Annotated in this window: 2 protein-coding genes; both read right to left on the reverse strand. The window is 63.9% G+C overall.

Annotation, left to right across the window (positions count from 1 at the left end; translation table 11 throughout):
- Positions 1 to 121: 121 nt before the first annotated feature.
- Positions 122 to 19618, reverse strand: a complete 19497-nt coding sequence (locus ACOZK9_RS05315) for an amino acid adenylation domain-containing protein (RefSeq protein WP_421555402.1) — start codon at positions 19616 to 19618, stop codon at positions 122 to 124.
- Complete coding sequence (locus ACOZK9_RS05325; protein WP_478372195.1) at positions 19615 to 24615, reverse strand: amino acid adenylation domain-containing protein; 5001 nt, start codon at positions 24613 to 24615, stop codon at positions 19615 to 19617. The genes ACOZK9_RS05315 and ACOZK9_RS05325 overlap by 4 nt, the downstream gene beginning before the upstream one ends.
- Position 24616: the final 1 nt, after the last annotated feature.

Here is a 24616-nt window from a genome sequence, read left to right on the forward strand (position 1 = left end):
GACAACTGCGGGGGGGCAAGGTGTTCGCAGGCAAAACGCGAGCCTTGGTGTGTGGCGGTTTGACGCTGTACCTGGGTAATGCAAAGCGCCTGGTCGGCCCGAAGGCCGCCAGGCGCGTTGATTAAATCCGGCGTTTGCGTTCGAGCGTCGGCACGCTCGACTGCGGCACCTCCAGGTGTTCTACCTTGCCGACCGCCGCTGCCATGCCGGCCAGCGTCGGCTGCGCCAACAGCACGCGCAGGTCGGCATCCAGGCCTTGCTTGCGCATCTGCTCCACCAGGCTGACGGCCAACAATGAATGCCCACCCAATTCAAAGAAGTGGTCATGCCGCCCCACCTGATCCACCTTGAGTACCTGTGACCACAACTGCGCCAATGCCACTTCCACCGGCCCTTGCGGCGCCTCGTAAACACGGCTCAGCAACGCCTCATGGTCCGGCATCGGCAGGGCCTTGCGATCGACCTTGCCGTTGTTGGTCAGCGGCAGGCTGTCCAGGCGTACATAGGCCGAAGGCACCATGTATTCCGGCAGTTGCCCCTGCAGACGCGTGCGCAGCACCTCGATGTCCAGCGCCTCACGCTCGGTGAAGTAGGCCACCAGACGCTTGTGCCCCGGCGCGTCCTGGCGCGCGAGGACCACGGCGTCCTTGACGCCTGGGCAACCGGCCAGGCGGGTTTCGATTTCACCCAGCTCGATACGGAAACCGCGGATTTTCACTTGCTGGTCGTTACGCCCCTGGTACTGCAACGTACCGTCGGCGCGCCACGCCACCAGGTCGCCGGTGCGGTACATCAGGCCGCCGTGACTGAACGGGTCGCTGAGGAACGTCTGCGCCGTCAGCTCGGCACGGTTCAAGTAGCCCAGCGCAACACCCTGGCCACCGACATACAGCTCGCCGGTGACACCCACCGGCACCGGTTGCTGATGGTTATCCAGCACGTAGGCGCGGCTGTTACCAACTGGCCGCCCGATAGGAATGCTGCCCTCGTCCGCCCGCGTAATCCGGTGGGTGGTCGAGAACGTCGTCGCCTCAGTCGGGCCATAACCGTTGAGCAAGTGCTGCGGTGCGCCCTCCTTGAGCACGCGCGCAATCACGCTGGGGTCGAGCACGTCGCCACCGACGATCAGGTAGCGCAGTTGCGCGAACACCGGCAACAGCCCTTCGGCGTATTGATGGAACAAGCCTGCGGTCATCCACAACACGCTGACCGATTGCGCCTGCAACAGCTCGGCAAAACCGCTGCGGGACAACAGCACGTGCTGATCGACCACCACCACGGCGCCGCCATTCAGCAGCGGCGCCCACACCTCCAGCGTACTCGCGTCGAACGCCGGGTTAGATGCAAACGCCACACGGTCATGCGCATTGAACTCGGCATAGCCGTTGTTGATCACCAACCGCGTGATCGCCCGGTGTGGCACCAGCACGCCTTTGGGCGTGCCGGTGGAGCCAGAGGTGTACATGATGTACGCCGCGGTCTCGGCGCTTTGCTCAAGCGCCGGGTTATGCAATGGCGGGTGGTCAAGGTTCAGGCCATCCAGGTCGACGCGCGGCACGTCAAACGTCAGCGTCTGATGTGCGTGGCTGAGCAGCAACGCCGCCGCGCTGTCGCTGACCATAAAGGCTTGGCGTTCAACCGGCGCATTGATGTCCAGCGGCACATACACTGCCGCGCATTTGCTGATTGCCAGTTGGCTGACCAGCAGGTCAATCGAACGCGCCAGCGCCACTGCAACGCTCGCGCCTGGCTTGACGCCAAGGCCGATCAAGTGATGCGCCAGACGGTTGGCACGCGCGTTCAATTCGCCATAGCTGACGCGTTGTTCGCCATGCACCGCGGCCAGCGCGTCCGGGCGAGCCTGTGCCTGCGCCTCGAACACCCGGTGCAGCGGTTCGCTGCTTGGGTAGTCACGTTGCGTCGCGTTGAATGTCTGCACCAGTTGCAGGCGTTCGTGTGCCGGCAGAATCGACACGCGGCGTGTGGCCGTATGCGGTGCCTGCTCCAGCGCGTCCACCAAACCGTTCAGCACGTTGCACACATACCCGAGCACGCGCTGGGCGCCCACCGAACGCGGTGCCAGGGCATTGACCCGGAAGTCCTCGCCCACGTCATCCACCGACAGGATCAACGGATAACTGTCGACCCCTTCGCCGCCGAGCATTTCAATGCCTTCCCACGCGGCGCGCCGGCTTTCGTTAACCGTGTTCGAGCCGTGACGGTAGTTGAGCAACGCGCTGAACAACGGTGCCGGTGCGGCCACGCCACTGCAACGCTGCGCCAGGGTCAGCGAGGCATGCTCGTGCGCGAGCAATTGGCTCAACGCCACGTGGGTGTGTTTCACCGCCGCGCTGAGGCTTTCGTCCGCCAGGCGCACGCGCAGTGGCAAGGTGTTGATGAACATGCCCAACGAACGATCCGCACCGTCACCGGCCTGCAAGCGGCCGAGCAACACGGTGCCGAAGACCACGTCGTCGCTGGCCGACACCGCGCCGACCACCTGCGCCCAAACCCAGTGATACAGGCTGGCCGCACTCACGCCCAACTGCCGCGCCTGCTGACGCAACCGCTGGCTGAACGCCGCGCCCAACCAGTGCTCCGCCTCTTCGCTGGCATCGTGCGCAGCGTCGATCTGTTGCACCCCGAACGGCAGGGTCGGTTCATCGACATCGCCCAGCATCTCGCCGAAGAACGCCTCATGGGCGGCGCGGTCCTTGCCCTGGCGGGCCTGTGCCACGTAGTTGCGGTAAGGCACCGACGCCCCGAGCTGCTGCTCGTGCCCGCTCATGTGCGCTTCGATTTCTTGCGCCAGCACGCCCATCGACGTTGCGTCGTTGACCAAGTGGTGAAACGACAGCATGCCGACCCAGCGCTGCTGCTGCGGGTCGTGCGCAAACCCGAGGTGCATCATCGGTGCGCGGCGGATGTCCATACGGTGGCGGTTAAGGCTGAAGTGTTCACGCAACTGCGCCAGCACATCGCCGCGTTGCGCGACGAACTCTTGCACGTCCAGCGGCGCCTCACGCCACACCACTTGCACCGGTGCTTCCAGTTGCTCCCAGAACAGCGCGGTACGCAATATGTCGTGACGCGCGATGACCTGTTGCAAGGCCTGCGCGAACGCGTCGAAGCGTTGGCGGCTGTCAAACGCGAACAGCACATGTTGCTGGTACGGGTCGCCGTGTTCGGCGCTGATGTGGTGGTACAACAGGCCTTCCTGCAACGGCGCCAGCGCATAAATGTCCTGCACGTTGGCGACGCCACCCGGCACGCTGGCGACGATACGCTCGATGCTCGCCTGATCCAGTGTGGCCAGTGGCAACAGGTCCGGCGTGATCTGCGTGCAGTCGTGGGCAATGCGATTGGCCGGTACGGCCACTTCGTTGTCGGCGCCCACCGCAGCCGCCAGCGCTGCCAGGGTTGGCTGGCTGAACAGCACGCGCACGTCAGCCTGCAAACCGGCCTGGCGCATACGCTCAACCAAACCGACCGCCAGCAACGAATGCCCGCCCAACTCGAAGAAGTTGTCGTGACGGCCCACCTGTTCCAGCTTGAGCACGTCCGCCCATATCTGCGCCAGGGTGGTTTCCACCTCGCCGCGCGGCGCTTCATAACCACGGCTGAGCAGCGCGTCCAGCCCCGGCTCCGGCAACGCCTTGCGGTCGAGCTTGCCGTTGGCGGTCAGCGGCAGGCTTTCCAGGCGCACATAGGCGGCCGGCACCATGTACTCCGGCAACTGCGTTTGCAGCCAGTTGCGCAGCACCTCGATGTCCAGCGGCTGAGTCTCGGTAAAGTAAGCCACCAAGCGCCCTTCACGGGCCAGCACCACGGCTTCACGCACCTGCGCATGCTCGCCCAGGCGGGTTTCGATTTCACCGAGTTCGATACGCACACCACGGATTTTTACCTGGTCGTCGTTACGGCCCAGGTAATCCAGGGTGCCGTCCGCCAGCCAGCGCGCCAAGTCACCGGTGCGGTACATGCGTGCAGCCGGGTTGCTGCTGAACGGGTCCTTGAGGAAACGTTCGGCGGTCATTTGCGCACGGTTCAGGTAACCACGTGCCACCCCGGCGCCGGCCACATACAGCTCGCCCGCCACACCCAATGGCACCGGCTGCTGATGTTCATCAAGCAGGTACACCTGGGTATTGGTCACCGGCTTGCCGATGTGCAATACCTGGCCGGCCTCAACCCGCCCGGACGTAGCAACCACCGTGGCCTCGGTCGGGCCGTAGTTGTTGACCAGGTTAAAGCGCTGCGGCGTGTTGAACTGACGCAGGCGGTCACCGCCGATCAACAAGGTCTTGAGGGTCGGGTGCTCAAGGTTCTGGCTGAAAGCATATTCGGCCACCGGGGTCGGCAGGAAGCTGACGTCCAGCGGCTGCGCCATCCACCATTCAAGCAGTGCATCGATGTCTTCACTGCCGTCTTGTGCCGGCGGCAGGTACAGCGTTGCCCCCGAGCACAGCGTCGGCCAGACTTCCCACGCCATGGCGTCGAAGCCAAAACCGGCGACGCTGGAGGTGTTGCTGGCGTGCGTCAGGTCAAACGCATCGCAGTGCCAATCCACCAGGTTTTCCAGCGTCTGGTGTTCCACCATCACGCCTTTGGGCAAGCCGGTGGAGCCGGAGGTGTAGATCACGTAGGCGAGGTTCGCAGGGGTCAACCCGTAGACTTGCGGGTTGCCTTTCGTCGGGCCTTGCCACAGGCGGCTGTCCAGCTCAAGTACCGGCACCGTCACCGCCGGCAGGCGCTGGGCCAGCGCCGGTTGGATCAACACGGCCACCGGCGCGCTGTCGCTGAGCAGGTAACTCAAGCGCTCCGCCGGGTGCGCCGGGTCGATCGGCACGTACGCGGCACCGGCCTTGAGAATCGCCACCAGGCCGACGAGCATTTCCAGGCTGCGCCGGGCACAGATCGCGACACGGTCATCGGGCCGCACGCCGAGTTCGATCAGTTGGTGTGCCAACTGGTTGGCCTGCCGGTTCAGCTCGGTATACGTGAGGCTTTGCGCCTGATAGACCGCTGCAATTGCATGCGGGTACAGCGCCACTTGCAGTTCGAAGCGCTGGTGAATGGTCAAGCCGTGCGCGTAGTCAAAACGCGTGTCGTTGAAGCCTGCGAGCAGTTGCTCGCGCTCGCTGGCGGGCAGGATCGACAGGCTGTTCATCGGCGTCTGCGGCGCGTGTTCCAGCGCCTCGACCAGTTGTTCGACTACGATGTTCACATAGTCGCAGATACGTTGCGCACCGATCGAGGTCAGCGCCAGTGCACTCAGGCTGAAGGCCTCGCCCAAATCGTTGACGCTCAGGGTCAGCGGGTAGTTGGAGCGCTCGCGCGACTGCAACATGTGCATGCCTTGCCACGCCTGCGCCACCGCTTGACTGACCTCGGCGCTGTCGGTCGGCGTATGCCGGTAGTTGAACAATGCACTGAACAGCGGCATCGATTGCGGCACGCCGCTGCAGCGTTGCACGTGGGCCAACGATGCCAGCTCGTGAGCGAGCAAGCCCGAGAGTCGCGCATGCGTGGTTTTGACCGCGTCCAGCACCCCGACCTGTGAGATGTCGACGCGCAACGGCAAGGTGTTAATGAACATGCCAATCGCCCGGTCGGCGCCTTCACCGCCCTGCAAGCGGCCCATCATCACCGTGCCGAAGACCACCCGCTCGGTGCTGGCAACCACCCCCAGCACGCGGGCCCAGGCCAAATGAAACACGCTGGCAGGCGTAACCCCGTTTTTTCGCGTGAGTGCCCGCAGGCGCTGGCTCAGGCCGGTATCAAGGGCCAAATCGACCTCATCGATGTCGTAACCATCGGCGCGCACATCGCGCAGCGCAAACGGCAGCGTCGGCTCGTCGATGTCGCCGAGCATGTCCCGGAAAAACACCTCGTGTTCCTGCTCACGGCTGGCGAGGCGCGTTTGCACCACATAGTTGCGATACGGCACCGACGCACTCAGCGTGTCGCCCTCGCCCATCAGGAAGGCTTGCATCTCACGCCACACCACGTCCATGGCCATGTGGTCCATGATCGTGTGGTGGAACAACAGCGTGGCGACCACGCGCTGGCCAGCCTCGTCCTCGGCGTAGACCAACTGCATCAGCGGCGCGCGGCTGACATCCAGGCGGTGGCGGCGCGGGTCAACCTGCGCCGCCAGTTGCTCGGCAATATCACCGTCGCGCGGGTCAAGGTGCAGCGCCCGAACCTGCATTTGAGCCTTGCGCCACACCACTTGCACCGGGTGTTCCAGGCCTTCCCAGACAAACCCGGTACGCAATACGTCGTGGCGGTCGATCACCTGCTGCAACGCCTGCGCGAAGCACTGCATGCGCTCAAGGTTGGCAAAGGCGAATTGCCCTTGCTGGATGTAAAGGTCGCCTTCTTCGGCGCTGATATGGTGGTAAAGAATGCCCTCTTGCAGCGGCGCCAACGGGTAAATGTCTTGCACGTTGGCCGCCCCGCCCGCAACGGTCGCGACGATGCGGTCGATGCTCGGCTGGTCCAGCGTCACCAGCGGCAGCAGGTTCGGCGTGATGTGCGTGCAGCCCTGCGGAATGGCGTTCGCCGGCACCGCGACCTCGCGCCCGCTGCCCACGGCCGCCGCCAGCGCTGCCAGCGTCGGCTGGTTGAACAGCACGCGAATGTCGGCGCTCAGGCCTGCCTGGCGCATGCGCCCGATCAGGCCGACCGCCAACAGCGAATGCCCGCCCAGCTCGAAGAAGTGATCATGCCGACCGACTTGTTCAACCTTGAGCACCTCGGCCCAGATGTTCGCCAGCCGTGTTTCGACCTCACCTATGGGTGCTTCATAACCCCGGCTGATCACCGACTGCATGCCCGGCTCCGGCAATGCCTTGCGGTCCAGCTTGCCGTTGGGGCTGAGTGGCAACTCAGCAAGAACCACATAAGCCTGCGGCACCATGTAGGCCGGCAGATGCTGCTGCACATGCTCGCGCAGCGCTTCAACATCAATCTGAACCTGCGCCTCGCGTGGCGTGCAATAGGCGACCAGACGCTCGTCGCGCACCAGCACCACGGCCTCTTGCACGCTCGGATGCGCCGCCAGGCGCACTTCGATTTCACCCAGCTCGATGCGCAAGCCACGCAGCTTGACCTGGTCGTCATTGCGCCCCAGGTATTCCAGCGTGCCGTCAGCCAGGTAGCGCACCAGGTCGCCGGTCTTGTACAGGCGCCCGCTACCGCTGAACGGGTCCGGCAGGAAACGTTCGGCCGTCAGGTCATCACGCCCCAGGTACCCGCGTGCGACACCGGCGCCGCCGATGTACAGCTCACCGGCAACGCCAATCGCCACTGGCTGCAAGCGGCTGTCGAGTACATAGGCACGCGCGTTGGCGATCGGCTTGCCAATCGGCACCGATTCGACCACAGCGTTGCCATCGCAGGTCCATGACGTGCTGTCGATGGTCGCCTCGGTGGGCCCGTACAGGTTGACGATGCCGTGAGTAGTCAGCGCGCGGGCCTGCATCGCCAGTTGCGGTTCCAGCGCTTCACCGCCGCTGAACAGGTAACGGCACTGCACCGCAGGCGCTGGCAGTTGCACCAACAGGCGCAACAGGCTCGGCACAAACTGCGCGACGCTGACCTGCTGTTCGACCAGCGTGCGCGCCATTTGCTCGACATCCCTTGAAGCGTGCGCCGGCAACAGCACCAGGCGCGCGCCGATGGCCAGCGGGGTCCAGATCTCCCAGACCGACGCATCGAAGGCCACCGAGGTGCGCTGCAAGATTCGCTCGTTGGCATCAAAACCAAAGGTGCGGGCCTGCCAGGCGATGTGGTTGACCAGCGAGCCGTGTTCGACCATCACGCCTTTGGGGCGGCCGGTGGAACCGGAAGTGAAGATCACGTACGCGAGGTCGTTCGGGCCTGCCACCGGCGCCGGGTTGTGAGTCGGCTGATTCAGCAAATGCTCAGCGTCCACGTCAACCAGCGCAATCGCGCTGCCCGCCAGCACCGCGCGGGTCGGCGCATGCACCAGCACCGCCAGCGGCTGGCTGTCTTCCAGCGCAAACGCGAGGCGCTGCGCCGGGTACTCAGGGTCGAGCGGCACGTAGCAGGCACCCGATTTGAGGATGCCGAGCAACCCGACAATCATCTGCGGGCTGCGCTCCATGCAGATCGCAATACGCGTGTCGGCCGTGGCGCCGAGGCTTTGCAGGTGATGAGCAATCTGGTTGGCGTGCTGATTCAGTTCGGCATAGCTGACGGCGTGGTCACCCAGCACCAGCGCGATGGCGTGCGGCGTTTGACGCGCGTGCGCCTCCATCATCTGCACCACGCTGGTGTCACGCGGGTAGTCGGCGTCGCTGGCGTTGAAATCCACCAACAGTTGGCGGGTTTGTGCCGGTGACAGAATCGACAGGCTGTCCAGCGAGCGCTGTGGCGCGTGCTCCAGCGCATCCACCAGTTGCTCGATAAGTGTGACCAGATAACCGCAGACCTGTTGCGGATCGACAGAGGCGACCGTCAAGGCATCGAGGCTGAAGCCCGTCCCCAAGTCATTCACACTCAGGCTTATCGGGTAGTTGGTGCGCTCCTCGGACGTCAGAAAGCGCATGCCGCGCCATGCCTGCGCGACGTCGTCGCTGATCGGCGTATCCGTCGCCGGGCTATGCCGATAGTTGAGCAGCGCACTGAACAGCGGCGTCGATTGCGCCACCCCGCTGCAACGCTGCACCAACGCCAGCGACGCGTGTTCGTGGCCGAGCAGGCCAGTCAAGCGTGCATGGGTCGCCTTGACGGCGGCTTGCACGCCCAGGCCATCGATGTCGACGCGCAGTGGCAGGGTATTGATGAACATGCCCAGCGCGCGATCAGCGCCATCGCCGCCCTGCATACGGCCCATCAGCACGGTGCCGAACACCACCTTGCGTGAGTCGGCAATACTCCCGAGCACCTTGGCCCACGCCAGATGGAACAGGCTGGCCGCGCTGACCCCCAACTGGCGCGACCGAGCCCGCAGGCGCAGGCTCAACCCGGCGTCTAGGGTAAACGACGCCTCACGAATGGCATGCCCTTCTTCTTGTACATCCTGCAAACCGAACGGCAGCGTCGGCTCATCAATGTCGCCGAGCATGTCGCTGAAAAACGCCTCGTGCTCTTGCTCACTGAGGCCCAAACGCGCCTGCGCCACGTAGTTGCGGTATGGAATCGGCGCCGCCAGCGGCTCGGTTAACCCGAGCAGGCTGGCCTGCATTTCTTCGCTCACCACTTCCAGCGCGGTATGGTCGAGTGCCAAGTGATGGAACAACAGGATCGCCACCACGCGTTGGTTGGCCGCGTCCTCGGCATACACCAGGCGAATCAGCGGCGCCTGGCTGACATTCAGGCGGTAATGCCGCGCATCGAAACGCGCGTGCAACTGGCCCAGAATGTCGCCGTCAGCCGGGTTGAGGTTGACCTCTTCCACCGGCAAACGTGCCTCGCGCCACACCACCTGCGCCGGGCTGGCCAGGTCTTCCCAGACCACGCCGGTACGCAGGATGTCATGGCGGTTGACCACGTGTTGCAAGGCTTGGGCGAAGTCCTGCACGCGCTCAACGCTGTCGAATTCCAGTTGCGACTGCAACAGGTACGGGTCGCCCTGCTCCGCCGTGATGTGGTGGTAGAGGATGCCTTCCTGCAACGGCGCCAGCGCGTAGATGTCCTGCACATTGGCCACGCCGCCCGGCACCGTTGCAACGATGCGGTCGATGGCCAATTGATCAAGGTCCGCCAGCGGCAACAGCTCGGGCGTGATGCGCTGGCACTCAGGTGTAATCAGGTTGGCCGGCACCGTGACTTCACGGCCACTGCCGACCGCCGCCGCGAGTGCCGCCAGGGTGGGTTGGCTGAATAGCACGCGCACGTCGGCGCTGAGGTTGGCCTGGCGCATGCGTTCGATCAGGTTGACCGCCAGCAGCGAATGGCCGCCGAGTTCGAAGAAGTTGTCGTGACGACCGACTTGCTCGATCTTGAGTACGTCCGCCCAAATTTTTGCCAGAACGTTTTCAACTTCACCTTGTGGCGCTTCGTAACCACGGCTGAGCAGCGCGTCTTGATCCGGCAGCGGCAGCGCCTTGCGGTCGACCTTGCCGTTGTTGGTCAGCGGCAGGCTGTTCAGGCGTACATACGCGGCGGGCACCATGTAATCCGGCAACTGCGCTTGCAGATGGTCGCGCAGTGCTTCGATTTCAACGTTGGCACGCTCGGTGAAATACGCCACCAAACGTTTGTTTCCTGGCTCGTCTTCACGCGCCAGTACCACTACGTCCTTGACCTGCGGGTGTTCGCCCAGCAGGGTTTCGATCTCGCCCAGTTCGATGCGGAAACCACGGATCTTTACTTGCTGGTCGTTACGCCCCTGGTACTGCAAGGTGCCGTCGGCCCGCCACGCTACCAGGTCGCCAGTACGGTACATCAGGCCAGCGTTGCTGAACGGGTCGGCGAGGAATTTCTCTGCGGTGAGGTCCGCACGGTTCAAGTAGCCCAACGCTACGCCTTGGCCGCCGATATACAGCTCGCCGGTGACGCCCACCGGCACGGGTTGTTGGCGAGAATCCAGCACGTAGGCGCGGCTGTTGCCGACCGGGCGCCCGATAGGAATGCTGCCCTCGTCTGCCCGTTTGATTTCATAGGTGGTCGAGAACGTAGTGGCTTCGGTCGGGCCGTAGCCGTTGAGCAAGTGTTGCGGTGCGCCGTCTTTGAGCACCCGCGCGATCACGCTCGGGTCGAGTACGTCGCCACCGACAATCAGGTAACGCAGTGTCGCGAAAATCGGTAACAAACCCTCGGCGTATTGATGAAACAGGCCAGCGGTCATCCACAGCACATTGACTGCTTCAACACTGAGCAAATCGGCAAATGCCTGTTGCGACAGCAGCACGTCATGATCGACGACGATGACCGTGCCGCCATTCAGCAGCGGCGCCCACACGTCGAGCGTGCTGGCGTCGAACGCCGGGTTCGAAGCGAAGGCTACGCGGTCGTGTTGGTTGAACTCGGCGTAACCGTTGTTGATCACCAGCCGCGTGATTGCACGGTGAGGCACCAATACGCCTTTCGGCGTGCCAGTGGAGCCTGAGGTGTACATGATGTACGCCGCTGTCTCGGCTGACTGCTCGATTGCCGGGTTGTGATCAGGCGAGTGGCCAAGGTCCAGAGTATCCAGGTCCAGACGACGGGCACCCTCGGGTGCGTCAATAGACGTCGCCGTGAGTAACCAGTGCGCCGCGCTGTCCTGAATCATGAAGCCCTGACGCTCGGCAGGCGCGTTGACGTCCAAGGGCACATACACCGCTGCACACTTGCTGATTGCCAACTGACTCACCAGCAAATCGACAGAGCGCTCCAGCAAAATCGCCACGCTGTCGCCCGGCACTACGCCCAAACCGATCAGGTGATGCGCCAGTTGGTTGGCGCGCAGGTTCAACTGCGCATAGCTCACAGACTGCTCGCCATGCACAACCGCCAGCGCATCCGGCGTGGCGGCGACACGCGCCTCGAATACCGCATGAATAGCTTGCGTATCGGGGTAAACACGCGCCGTCGCATTAAATTCGCCCAGCACTTGTTGGCTTTCCGCCGCCGGCAACACGGCCAATTGGTCCAGCGGCGTATTCGGCGCCTGTTCAAGTGCCTGCACCAACTGCTCCACCGTGGTCAGCAGATAGTCGCACATCCGTTGGGCACCGATTGGCGACACCACCAACGCACTGAGATTAAATTGCTCACCCAAGTCATCCACGCTCAGCGTGATCGGGTAGTTGGTGCGCTCCTCGGCATGCAAAAAGTACATGCCGTGCCACGCCTCGTCCGTTGCAGCGGCGGCGTCCGCCACGGCGCTGTGCCGGTAGTTGAGCAACGCGCTGAACAACGGCGTGCTGGCCGGCACGCCGCTGCAACGCTGGGCCAATGCCAGCGAAGCATGCTCGTGCCCGAGCAACGCCGTGAGGCGCGCATGCGTGGACTTGACCGCTGAACGCGCGCTGGCGGCATCAACATCCACGCGCAGCGGCAAGGTGTTGATAAACATCCCCAACGCGCGGTCGGCGCCTTCACCGCCTTGCATGCGGCCCAGCAACACGGTGCCGAACACCACGTGCTGGCGGGCCGACAAGCTGCCCAGCACCCGCGCCCAGGCCAGGTGAAACAGGCTGGCGGCACTCACGCCTGCCAGGCGCGCTTGCTCTCGCAGACGCAGGCTCAAGCCGACCTCCAACAAGTGCGTGGCTTCGCCTACGCCATGCCCATCGCCCTGCACGTCCTGCATACCGAACGGCAAGGTGGGTTCATCGATATCGCCGAGCATCTCGCTAAAGAACCGCTCATGCTCCGCGTCCGTGCTGCCCAACCGCGCCTGCGCCACGTAATTGCGGTACGGCACCGCCTGGCCCAGTTGCTGTGCTTGCCCGAGCAGGAACAGGCGCATTTCCTGTTGCACCACGTCCAACGCGGTGTGGTCCATGACCAGGTGATGGAACATCAGCAACGCAACCACACGCTGGTTGGCTTGGTCGTGGGCGTAGTGGATGCGCATCAGCGGCGCCTGGGTCAGGTCGAGGCGATAATGACGCGCATCAAAGCGCTCGCGTAACTGCGTCACGACGTCCGCGCCCGAGCTGTCGGGCAGCATTTCCTGGACCGCCAGGCGGGCCTTGCGCCAGACCACTTGCACCGGGTTTTGCAGGCCTTCCCAGACCAGGCTGGTGCGCAAGATGTCGTGGCGGTCGATTACCGCCTGCAGCACCTCGGCAAATGCCTGGAAACGCTCAAGGTTGTCAAAGCCATAGCTCGATTGCAGCAGGTACGGGTCGCCGCTTTCGGCACGGATGTGGTGGTAGAGCACGCCTTCCTGCAACGGCGCCAACGGGTAAATATCCTGCACATTCGCTGCACCGCCGGGTACTTGCGCGACGATATGCTCAATGCTCGCCTGGTCCAGGCTGACCAGCGGCAACAGCTCGGGGGTGATGCGCTGGCACTCAGGCGTAATCAGGTTGGCCGGCACCGTCACTTCGCGGCCGCTGCCGACCGCCGCCGCGAGGGCTGCCAGTGTGGGTTGGCGGAACAGCACGCGCACGTCGGCGCTGAGGCTGGCCTGGCGCATGCGTTCGATCAGATTAACCGCCAGCAACGAATGGCCGCCGAGTTCGAAGAAGTTGTCGTGACGACCGATTCGCTCGATCTTGAGTACGTCCGCCCAAATTTTTGCCAGAACGTTTTCAACTTCACCTTGTGGCGCTTCATAACCACGACTGAGCAGCGCGTCCTGGTCCGGCAGCGGCAGCGCCTTGCGGTCGACCTTGCCGTTGTTGGTCAGCGGCAGGTTGTCCAGGCGCACATAGGCGGCGGGCACCATGTAATCCGGCAACTGCGCTTGCAGATGGTCGCGCAGTGCTTCGATTTCAACGTTGGCACGCTCGGTGAAATACGCCACCAAACGTTTGTTTCCTGGCTCGTCTTCACGCGCCAGTACCACCACGTCTTTGACCTGCGGGTGTTCGCCCAGCAGGGTTTCGATTTCACCGAGTTCGATGCGGAAACCACGGATCTTTACTTGCTGGTCGTTACGCCCTTGGTACTGCAAGGTGCCGTCGGCACGCCAGGCTACCAGGTCGCCAGTGCGGTACATCAGGCCAGCGTTGCTGAACGGGTCGGCGAGGAATTTCTCTGCCGTGAGGTCTGCACGGTTCAAATAGCCCAACGCTACGCCTTGGCCGCCGATATACAGCTCGCCGGTGACGCCCACCGGCACGGGTTGTTGGCGCGCATCCAGCACGTAGGCGCGGCTGTTGCCGACCGGGCGGCCAATCGGAATGCTGCCCTCGTCTGCCCGTTTGATTTCATAGGTGGTCGAGAACGTAGTGGCTTCGGTCGGGCCGTAGCCGTTGAGCAAGTGTTGCGGTGCGCCGTCTTTGAGCACCCGCGCGATCACGCTCGGGTCGAGTACGTCGCCGCCCACGATCAAGTAGCGCAGCTTGGCGAAAATCGGCAACAGACCCTCGGCGTATTGATGAAACAGGCCAGCGGTCATCCACAGCACATTGACTGCTTCAACACTGAGCAAATCGGCAAATGTCTGTTGCGACAGCAGCACGTCATGATCGACGACGATGACCGCGCCGCCATTCAGCAGCGGTGCCCATACGTCCAGGGTGCTGGCGTCGAACGCCGGATTTGAAGCGAAGGCTACGCGGTCATGTTGGTTGAACTCGGCGTAGCCGTTGTTGATTACCAGCCGCGTGATTGCACGGTGCGGGACCAGCACGCCTTTGGGCGTGCCAGTGGAGCCGGAGGTGTACATGATGTATGCCGCTGTCTCGACTGACTGCTCAAGCGCCGGGTTGTGGCCGGGCTGACGGGTAACATCCAGCGTATCCAAGTCCAGGCGATGGGCGCCCTCGGGCACCTCAATCGACGTCGCCGTGAGTAACCAATGCGCGCCGCTGTCCTGAATCATAAAGCCTTGACGGTCGGCGGGCGCGTTGACGTCCAGCGGCACGTAAACCGCTGCGCACTTGCTGATCGCCAGTTGGCTCACCAGCAAATCCACGGAACGCTCGAGCAAAATCGCCACGCTGTCGCCCGGTAGCACACCGAGGCCGATCAAGTGATGCGCCAACTGGTTGGCCCGCGTATTCAGCTCGGCGTAGGCCACGCGTTGCTCGCCCTGCACAGCGGCCAGTGCCGCCGGTTGTGCGCTCGCGATTGCTTCGAAAATCGCGTGCACGGTCTTCGCTGCCGGAAACTCCCGAGCCGTGGCATTAAAACCCTCCACGACCTGCGCGCGCTCATCCGCAGGCAATATCGCCAGTGAGTGCAGCGGCGTATTGCACGCTTGCTCCAACGCCTGCACTAACTGTTCCAGCGCCTGCTGCACAAACCCGCACACGCGTTGCGCGCCGACCTGTGCAAGGGTCAGCACCGTCAGGCTGAAACCGTCGCCCCACTCGTCAACGTTCAAGGTCAGCGGGTAGTTGGTGCGCTCTTCGCCGCCGAGCCCTTGCATGCCTTGCCAGGCTTGCAGCGCCGGCGTCGAGGGGTTGCCGGCGTGGCTATGACGGTAGTTGAGCAACGCACTGAACAGCGGCAACGGCGCCGCCACCTGGCTGCAACGTTGCGCCAGCGCCAGCGACGCATGCTCATGGCCGAGCAATGCGCTGAGGCGCGCATGGGTCTGGCGCACACCTGCACGGGCATCGCGGCTGTCCACATCAATGCGCAACGGCAAGGTATTGATGAACATGCCCAACGCGCGCTCAGCGCCTTCACCGCCAAGCATACGGCCCATCAACACGGTGCCGAACACCACATTTTGCTTGCCGGTCACACCGGCCAGGACCTGCGCCCAGGCCAAGTGAAACACGCTGGCGGCACTCACGCCCAAGTGACGCAACTGGCTGCGCAGGCGCCGGTTCAGTTGCGGGTCAATCGCCAGGTGCGCCTCTTCGATAGCCTGCGCGTCGCCCTGCACATCTTGCAGGCCGAACGGCAAGGTCGGTTCTTCGATGTCGCCCAATACGTCGCGGAAGAACGCCTCGTGCTCCTGCTCGCTGACGCCCAAACGCGCCTGCGCCACGTAATTGCGGTACGGCACCGGCTCCGCCAGTTCAGCGCTCGGGTCCAACAGGTAGGCCTGCATTTCCTGGCTCACCACGTCCAGCGCGGTATGGTCCAGGGCAATGTGGTGGAACAACAGGATCGCCGCGATACGCTGGTTGGCCGGGTCCTCGGCATACACCAGGTGCATCAGCGGCGCCTTGGCCAGCGCCAGGCGATGGTTACGCGCCCCGAAACGCTGCTCCAGTTGCGCCAGCACGTCGCCATCAGCCGGGTCCAGCGGCACGCTTTGCACGCCCAGCTCGGCCTTGCGCCAAACCACTTGCACGGGTGATTCGAGGCCTTCCAGCACAATTGCCGTGCGCAGGATGTCATGCCGGTCAATCACGGCTTGCAAGGCCTGCACAAACACCTGCAAACGTTGCGCGTCGGCAAAGCTGAAACGCGCTTGCAACAGGTACGGGTCGCCCTGCTCGGCGCTGAGGTGGTGGTAAAGAATGCCTTCCTGCAACGGTGCCAGCGGGTAGATCTCCTGCACGTTGGCGGCACCGCCCGGAACCGTGTCGACAACCCGGTCGATACTCGCCTGGTCCAGTGTGATCAACGACAGCAACGACGGGGTAATGCGTTGGCAGCCGGGTTGAATACGGTTCGGTTCTACCGTGACTTCGCGGCCTTGGCCAACGGCCGCAGCCAAAGCTGCCAGCGTCGGTTGGCTGAACAGCACACGCACGTCGGCGTTCAAGCCCGCCTGGCGCATGCGGCTGACCAGGCTCACCGCCAACAGTGAATGCCCGCCCAGTTCGAAGAAGTGGTCGTGGCGCCCCACGCGCTCAACCTTGAGCACCTCGGCCCAGAGCTGCGCCAAGGCGGTTTCGACCTCGCCCAGCGGTGCCACATAATCACGGCTGAGCAGTGCTTCCTGGTCGGGTTCCGGCAGCGCCTTGCGGTCCAGCTTGCCGTTGGCGGTCAGCGGCAGGCTGCCCAGGCGCACGTAGGCGGCCGGCACCATGTAGTCCGGCAGTTGCGCCTGCAGATAGCTGCGCAGGGCCTCGATGTTCAGCGCGGTGCGCTCGGTGAAGTAGGCGATCAGTCGCCCGTCGCGGGCCAGTACCACCGCTTCCTTGACCTCGGGGTGTGCGCCCAGGCAGGTCTCGATTTCGCCGAGTTCGATACGCACGCCACGGATTTTCACCTGGTCGTCGTTACGCCCCAGGTAGTCCAGGCTGCCGTCCGGCAGCCAACGCGCGAGGTCACCGGTGCGGTACATGCGCGCGTTCGGCGCGCTGCTGAACGGGTCGTCGAGGAAGCGTTCGGCGGTCATTTCGGCGCGGTTCAGGTAACCGCGCGCCACGCCGGCGCCGCCGACATACAGCTCGCCGGCCACGCCCAACGGCACCGGTTTGAGTTGCGCATCGAGCAGGTAGGCCTGCGCGTTGGCCACCGGTTTGCCGATGTGCAAGGTGTGCCCGGCTTCGATCACGCCGGAAGTCGCGACCACCGTGGCTTCGGTCGGGCCGTAGTTGTTGACCAGGGTAAAACGCTGCGCCTGGCTGAATTGGCGCAGGCGATCGCCGCCGATCAGCAAGGTCTTGAGGGTCGGGTGCTGCAGGTTCTGGCTGAAGGCGTACTCGGCCACCGGCGTCGGCAAAAAGCTCACGTCCAGCGGCTGGGCCAGCCACCAAGCGAGTAAGGCATCAATGTCTTCGTTGCCTTGCGCAGCCGGTGGCAAGTGCAGCGTTGCGCCTGCGCACAGTGCCGGCCAGACTTCCCAGGCCATGGCGTCGAAGCCGAAACCGGCGACGCTGGAGGTGTGGCTGCCCGGCTCCAGGGCAAACGCTGCGCAATGCCAGTTCACCAGGTTTTCCAGGGTCTGGTGCTCGACCATCACGCCCTTGGGCAGGCCGGTGGAGCCTGAGGTGTAAATCACATACGCCAGGTGCGCCGGGGTCAGGTCGGTGATGTGCGGGTTGTGCAGCGCCTCGTGTTGCAACAGGCGGCTGTCGAGTGGCAGCACCGGCACCTGCAAGGTCGGCAAACGCTCGGCCAGATCAGGCTGTACCAGCACCGCAACCGGGGCGCTGTCTTCGAGCAGATAGCCGATGCGGTCCAGCGGGTGCGCCGGGTCGACCGGCACATAGGCGGCGCCGGCCTTGAGAATGGCGACCAGACCGACCAGTGTTTCGAGGCTGCGCCGCGCGCAAATCGCCACGCGGTCATCCGGCTGCACGCCGAGCTCGATCAGTTGGTACGCCAAATGGTTGGCGTGTTGGTTGAGTTCGGCATACGACAGCGCCTGCCCGTCATACACCACCGCGAGCGCCTGCGGGTTACGCAGCACTTGCTGCTCGATACGCTGGTGGATGGTCAGCCCGCGCGGGTAGTCGGCCTGGGTCTGGTTAAACCCTTCGAGCACCTGTTGACGCTCAGCCGCAGGCAACACCGGCAGTTGGTTGACAGGCACTGCCGCGCCCTGCTCCAGCGCTTGCACCAGATGCTCAAGGGCGGTGTGCATGTACGCACAGAAACGTTGCGCGCCGAGCATCGGCAGTGCCAGCACGGTGAAGCTAAAGCCGTCGCTGAGTTCATCGACACTCAGGGTCAGCGGGTAGTTGGTGCGCTCTTCGGTGTGGAAAAACTCGATGCCGCGCCAGGCGCTCTGTGCCTGCTCGGTGGCCGCGGCCGCCGCGCTGTGCCGATAGTTGAGCAACGCACTGAATAGCGGTTGTGGCGCGGCGACCGCGCTGCAACGTTGTGCCAGTACCAGCGGCGCGTGTTCATGCCCAAGCAAGGCCGTCAGCCGGGCATGGGTTGCCTTGACGGCGGCCTGTGCAGTTTGCTCGGCGATGTCGACGCGCAGCGGCAGGGTGTTGATCAGCATGCCGAGGGCATGCTCGGCGCCTTCGCCGCTGTCCATCCGCCCGAGGAACACCGTGCCGAACACCACCCGCTGGTTGCCGGTCACCGCCGCCAGCACCTGCGCCCACGCCAGGTGACACAGGCTGGCGGTGCTCACCCCTTGCTGCCGGGCCTGAGCGCGCAGGCGCACGCCCAGCGCTGCCGGCACTGCCAACGAGGCTTCTTGCAGCACGTTGCCATCGCCCTGCACGTCTGCCAGCCCCAACGGCAGTGTCGGCACGTCGACGTCGCCGAGCATCTCGCGGAAAAACGCTTCATGCTGCGCTTCGCTGACACCCAGGCGCGCCTGGGCCACGTAGTTGCGATACGGCACCGGCTTGCCGAGTTGCGCAGCCTGGCCCATCAGGTACTGCTGGATTTCATGCTGCAGCACCGCCAACGCGGCGTGGTCGGAAATAATGTGATGAAGCATCAGCAAGGCCAGCCAGCGACCGTTGGCCGGGTCTTGCGCGCAGGCAATGCGAATCAGCGGGGCCTGGCTGATGTCGAGGCGGTAATGCCGGGTGTCGAAACGCTGTTCCAATTGCTCGCGAATATCGCCATCGGCCGGGTCCAGCGCCACCTCTTCAACCGCCAGGCGGGCGTGGCGCAACACCACTTGCTGGGGTTCTGGCAGCCCGTCCCAGAGCACCGCAGTGCGAAACGCATCATGCCGATCAATCACGTGCTGCAAGGCCTGGTTGAAGTCTTCCAGGCACTCGCGGTTGTGCATGCCGATCATGCACTGCAGCACGTACGGGTCGCCCTGCTGCGCGGACAGGTGATGGAACAAGATGCCCGATTGCAGCGGCGCCAGCGGGTAGATGTCCTGCACGTTGGCGGCACCGCCGGGGATGCTCGCGACGATGCGCTCGATGCTCGGTTGATCCAGCGTCGCCAGTGGCAGCATGTCCGGGGTGATGTGCGTGCAGTCAGCGGGGATCAGGTTAGGCGGTATGCTGACCTGGCCTGCGCGTTCGGCGTGGTACTCACCGGCATTGATCAGTGCGATCAATGCGGCTTTGTGCTCACGCAGTGACGCCAGCACGGCGGGCTCCTTCAGCGCCTGCTTGTTGCCCTGCACAACGAGTTGATCACCCTTGACCGAAAGCTGTACGTCTTTTTCTTTCAATGTCGCCAACAGTTCGAGAACACTCACAGGACCATCTCCATTCTTTCTGTAATTTCGGCGTATTCCCAGAGCGTGGGTTGCTCGAACAGCGCCTTGACGTTCGCATCGATGCCTTCCTGGCGTAACCGCCCGATCAGGCTGACGGCCAGCAATGAGTGGCCGCCCAGTTCAAAGAAATGGTCATGCCGGCCAACCCGGTCAACGTTCAACAATTCGGCCCACAGCGTGGCCAGCGAGATTTCGGTGTCACCCACCGGCGCCTCATATTCACGGCCGCTCAACGCCGCCATGTCCGGCGCCGGCAGTGCCTTGCGGTCGAGCTTGCCGTTGGGGCTCAACGGCAGCGCCGCCAGGTGCACGAACACCTGCGGCACCATGTAGTCGGGCAATTGCGCCAGCAGGTGCGCACGCAGCGCCGCAGTCTCGGCCGGTTCGCCGGTGTAGTACGCCACCAGGCGCTTGTCGCCCGGCACGTCTTCGCGGGCGAGCACTGTGGCTTCCTTGACCTGCGGGAATTCGCCGAGGCGCGCCTGGATTTCCCCCAGCTCGATGCGCAAGCCACGGATCTTCACTTGGTCGTCGTTACGGCCCAGGTATTCAATGTTGCCGTCGGGCAGGAAGCGCGCCACGTCACCGGTGCGGTACAGGCGGCCAGTGCTGAACGGGTCGTCGAGGAAGCGTTCGGCGGTCAGCTCGGGACGGTTCAGGTAGCCACGGGCAACCTGCACGCCGCCAATAAACAGCTCGCCGCTGACGCCCAGCGGCACCGGTTGCAGGTGTTCATCCAGCACGTACAGTTGGGTATTCGCGATGGCTTTGCCGATTGGCGTGTTGTCCGGCGTGAGCGGCCCGCTGCAATCCCAGGCGCTGACGTCGACCGCTGCTTCGGTGGGGCCATAAAGGTTGAACAGGCCGCTGGCCGGCAATTGCTGCTTGAAGCGGCGTACCACACTGCCCGGCAACGCCTCGCCGCTGCACATTACGCGCAACAGCCCGGCGGCCTGGCTGACATCACCGTGGGCCAGGAACACGTCGAGCATCGACGGCACAAAGTGCAGCGTGGTGACGCGTTCGGCCTCGATGATCTCGCACAGGTAAGCCGGGTCTTTGTGGCCTTCAGGGCGCGCCATGACCAAGCGCGCGCCGGTGAACAGCGGCCAGAAGAACTCCCACACCGACACGTCGAAGCTGAACGGGGTTTTCTGCAGCACTGTATCGCTGGCATTCAGGCCGTACGCTTCCTGCATCCACAGCAGGCGGTTGACCACCGCGCTGTGTTCGTTGATCACGCCCTTGGGCTTGCCGGTGGAACCTGAGGTGTAGATGACGTAGGCCGCGTGTTGCGGGCGCAACTCGGCAACCCTCGGGTTACTGGCAAGATGGTGCTGCCACGTGACGTAATCCAGGTCCACCACCGGCACGCCGATGTCACCGAGCACATCACGCGTGGCACCCTCCAACAGCACCACCGCCGGGGCGCTGTCTTCGAGCATGTAGGTCAGGCGTTCCGGCGGATAGGCCGGGTCCAGCGGCACGTAGCTGCCGCCCGCCTTGAGAATCGCCAGCAAGCCCGTGACCATCCGATGGCTGCGCTCGACGCAGATCGCCACGCGTGAATCCGGCTGTACGCCGTGTTCGCGCAGGTGATGGGCGAGCTGGTTGGCGCGTTCGTTAAGCTGCCGATAAGTCAGGTGTTGCGCGCCCGCCGACACCGCGACGGCGTCCGGCGTGCGTAAAACCTGCGCCTCAAACAGGCCGTGCAGGGTCTGTTGCAGCGGGTAATCGCGGGCGGTGTCGTTGAACCCCGCCAGCAGGGTTTCGCGCTCTGCGGCCGGTAGCACCGCCAATTGCTGCAACGCGCTGTGCGGCGCGTGTTCCAGCGCGTGCACCAGGTTTTGCAAGGCCTGTTGCACATAGTTCAGCACACGCTGGGCATCCACCGCGACGGCCTGTACGTTCAAGCGGAAGCTGTCGCCTTGGTCATCCACGTTCAGGGCCAGCGGGTAGTTGGTGCGTTCTTCGCTGGCCAGCGTTTCGATGCCCACCCACGCATCACGGGTCTGGTGCATCACGCCGTCACTGGCGCTGTGACGATAATTGAGCATCGCACTGAACAGCGGCGACGGCGCGACCACGCCACTGCAGCGCTGCGCGAGCGAGAGTGATGCATGCTCATGCCCGAGCAATGCCGACAAGCGCGCGTGGGTAGCACGCACGCCCTCGCGCACGCTGTGTTGATCGAGGTCGACGCGCAGCGGCAAGGTATTGATGAACATCCCCAGCGCGCGGTCGGCCCCTTCGCCGCCCTGCATGCGCCCCACCAATACCGTGCCGAACACCACGTTGTGCTTGCCCGACACAGCGCCCAACACACGTGCATAGGCCAGGTGGAACAGGCTCGCCACGCTGACACCGAGGGTGCGCGCCGCCGCCCGCAGGCGCAGGCTCACGTCGGCCGGCAGGGTTTGGGTGACTTCCGCCACGCTGTTGCCGTCGCTCTGCACATTCTGCAAACCGAACGGCAGCGTCGGCTCATCGATGTCGCCGAGCATCTCGCGAAAGAACGCTTCGTGTTCCTGCTCGACAGCCCCAAGGCGTGTTTGGGCCACGTAGTTGCGGTAAGGCACCGCAGGCGCCAGCGGTTCGGTCGAACCCAACAGGCTGGCGGCCATTTCCCAACTGACCACCTCCAGTGCGGTGTGGTCCAGCGCCATGTGGTGGAACAACAGCACCGCCACCGTGCGCGCGTTGCGCTCATCAACGGCATAGGCCATGCGCATCAACGGTGCCTGGCTGACATCCAGGCGGTAGTGCCGCGCATCAAAGCGCGCGTGCAGTTGGCGCAAAATGTCGCCGTCAGCCGGGTCAAGGCTGACCTCCTCCACCGGCAACCTGGCGCTGCGCACTACCACTTGCGCCGGGGTGCTCAGCCCTTCCCAGACGATGGCGGTGCGCAGGATGTCGTGACGGTCGACCACGCCTTGCAACGCCTGAACAAACTGTTGCAAACGCTCAAGACTGTCGAACGCCATCTGCGATTGCAGCAGGTACGGGTCGCCCTGATCGGCGGTGATGTGGTGGTAGAGAATGCCTTCCTGCAACGGCGCCAGCGCGTAAATATCCTGCACGTTGGCCACGCCGCCGGGTATTTGCGCAACGATATGCTCGATGGCTGCCTGGTCCAGGCTGATCAGCGGCAACAGCTCGGGCGTGATGCGCTGGCACTCAGGCGTAATCAGGTTGGCTGGCACTGTTACTTCACGGCCACTGCCGACCGCCGCCGCGAGGGCCGCCAGGGTGGGTTGGCTGAACAACACCCGCACGTCGGCGCTGAGGCAGGCCTGACGCATGCGCTCGATCAGGCTCACGGAGAGCAACGAGTGGCCGCCCAGTTCAAAGAAGTTGTCGTGGCGCCCGACTTGCTCAACCTTGAGCAGGTCGGCCCAAATCTGCGCCAGCAGGGTTTCCACTTCACCTTGTGGCGCTTCATAACCACGGCTGAGTAGCGCGTCTTGATCCGGCAGCGGCAGCGCCTTGCGGTCGACTTTGCCGTTGTTGGTCAGCGGCAGGCTGTTCAGGCGTACATACGCGGCCGGCACCATGTAATCCGGCAACTGCGCTTGCAAATGGTCGCGCAGTGCTTCGATTGCAACCGCATCGCGTTCAGTGAAATACGCCACCAAACGCTTGTTTCCTGGCTCGTCTTCACGCGCCAGTACCACCACGTCCTTGACCTGCGAGTGTTCGCCCAGCAGGGTTTCGATTTCACCGAGTTCGATGCGGAAACCACGGATTTTTACTTGCTGGTCGTTGCGTCCCTGGTACTGCAAGGTGCCGTCGGCACGCCAGGCTACCAGGTCGCCAGTGCGGTACATCAGGCCAGCGGCGCTGAACGGGTCGACGAGGAATTTCTCTGCGGTGAGGTCCGCACGGTTCAAGTAGCCCAACGCTACGCCTTGGCCGCCGATATACAGCTCGCCGGTGACGCCCACCGGCACGGGTTGTTGGCGCGCATCCAGCACGTAGGCGCGGCTGTTGCCGACCGGGCGCCCGATAGGAATGCTGCCCTCGTCTGCCCGCGTGATTTCATAGGTAGTCGAGAACGTAGTGGCTTCGGTCGGGCCGTAGCCGTTGAGCAGGTGTTGCGGTGCGCCGTCTTTGAGCACCCGGGCGATCACGCTTGGGTCCAGCACGTCGCCGCCCACAATCAAGTAGCGCAGTGCCGAGAAAATCGGTAACAAACCCTCAGCGTATTGATGAAACAGGCCAGCGGTCATCCACAGCACATTGACTGCTTCAACACTGAGCAAATCGGCAAATGCCTGTTGCGACAGCAGCACGTCATGATCGACGACGATGACCGTGCCGCCATTCAGCAGCGGCGCCCACACGTCGAGCGTGCTGGCGTCAAACGCCGGGTTCGAGGCGAAGGCTACACGGTCGTGTTGGTTGAACTCGGCGTAACCGTTGTTGATTACCAGCCGCGTGATTGCACGGTGCGGCACCAGCACGCCTTTCGGCGTGCCGGTGGAGCCGGAGGTGTACATGATGTACGCCGGTGTTTCAGCTGACTGTTCAAGCGCCGGGTTTTGACCGGCTGCGTGGCCAAGGTCCAGCGTATCCAGATCCAGACGATGGGCGCCCTCGGGCACCTCAATCGACGTCGCCGTGAGTAACCAGTGCGCGCCGCTGTCCTGAATCATGAAGCCCTGACGCTCGGCGGGCGCGTTGACATCCAGCGGCACGTAAACCGCTGCGCACTTGCTGATCGCCAACTGACTCACCAGCAAATCCACGGAACGTTCCAGCAAGATCGCCACGCTGTCACCGGGGACCACGCCCAAACTGATCAGGTGATGCGCCAGTTGGTTGGCGCGCAGGTTCAACTGCGCATAGCTCACAGACTGCTCGCCATGCACAACCGCCAGCGCATCCGGCGTGGCGGCGACACGTGCTTCGAATACCGCGTGAAGGGTTTGCGTGTCGGGGTAAACACGCGCCGTCGCGTTAAACTCGCCCAACACC

It is taken from the genome of Pseudomonas kitaguniensis, assembly GCF_049199985.1.
GTDB lineage: Bacteria > Pseudomonadota > Gammaproteobacteria > Pseudomonadales > Pseudomonadaceae > Aquipseudomonas > Aquipseudomonas kitaguniensis.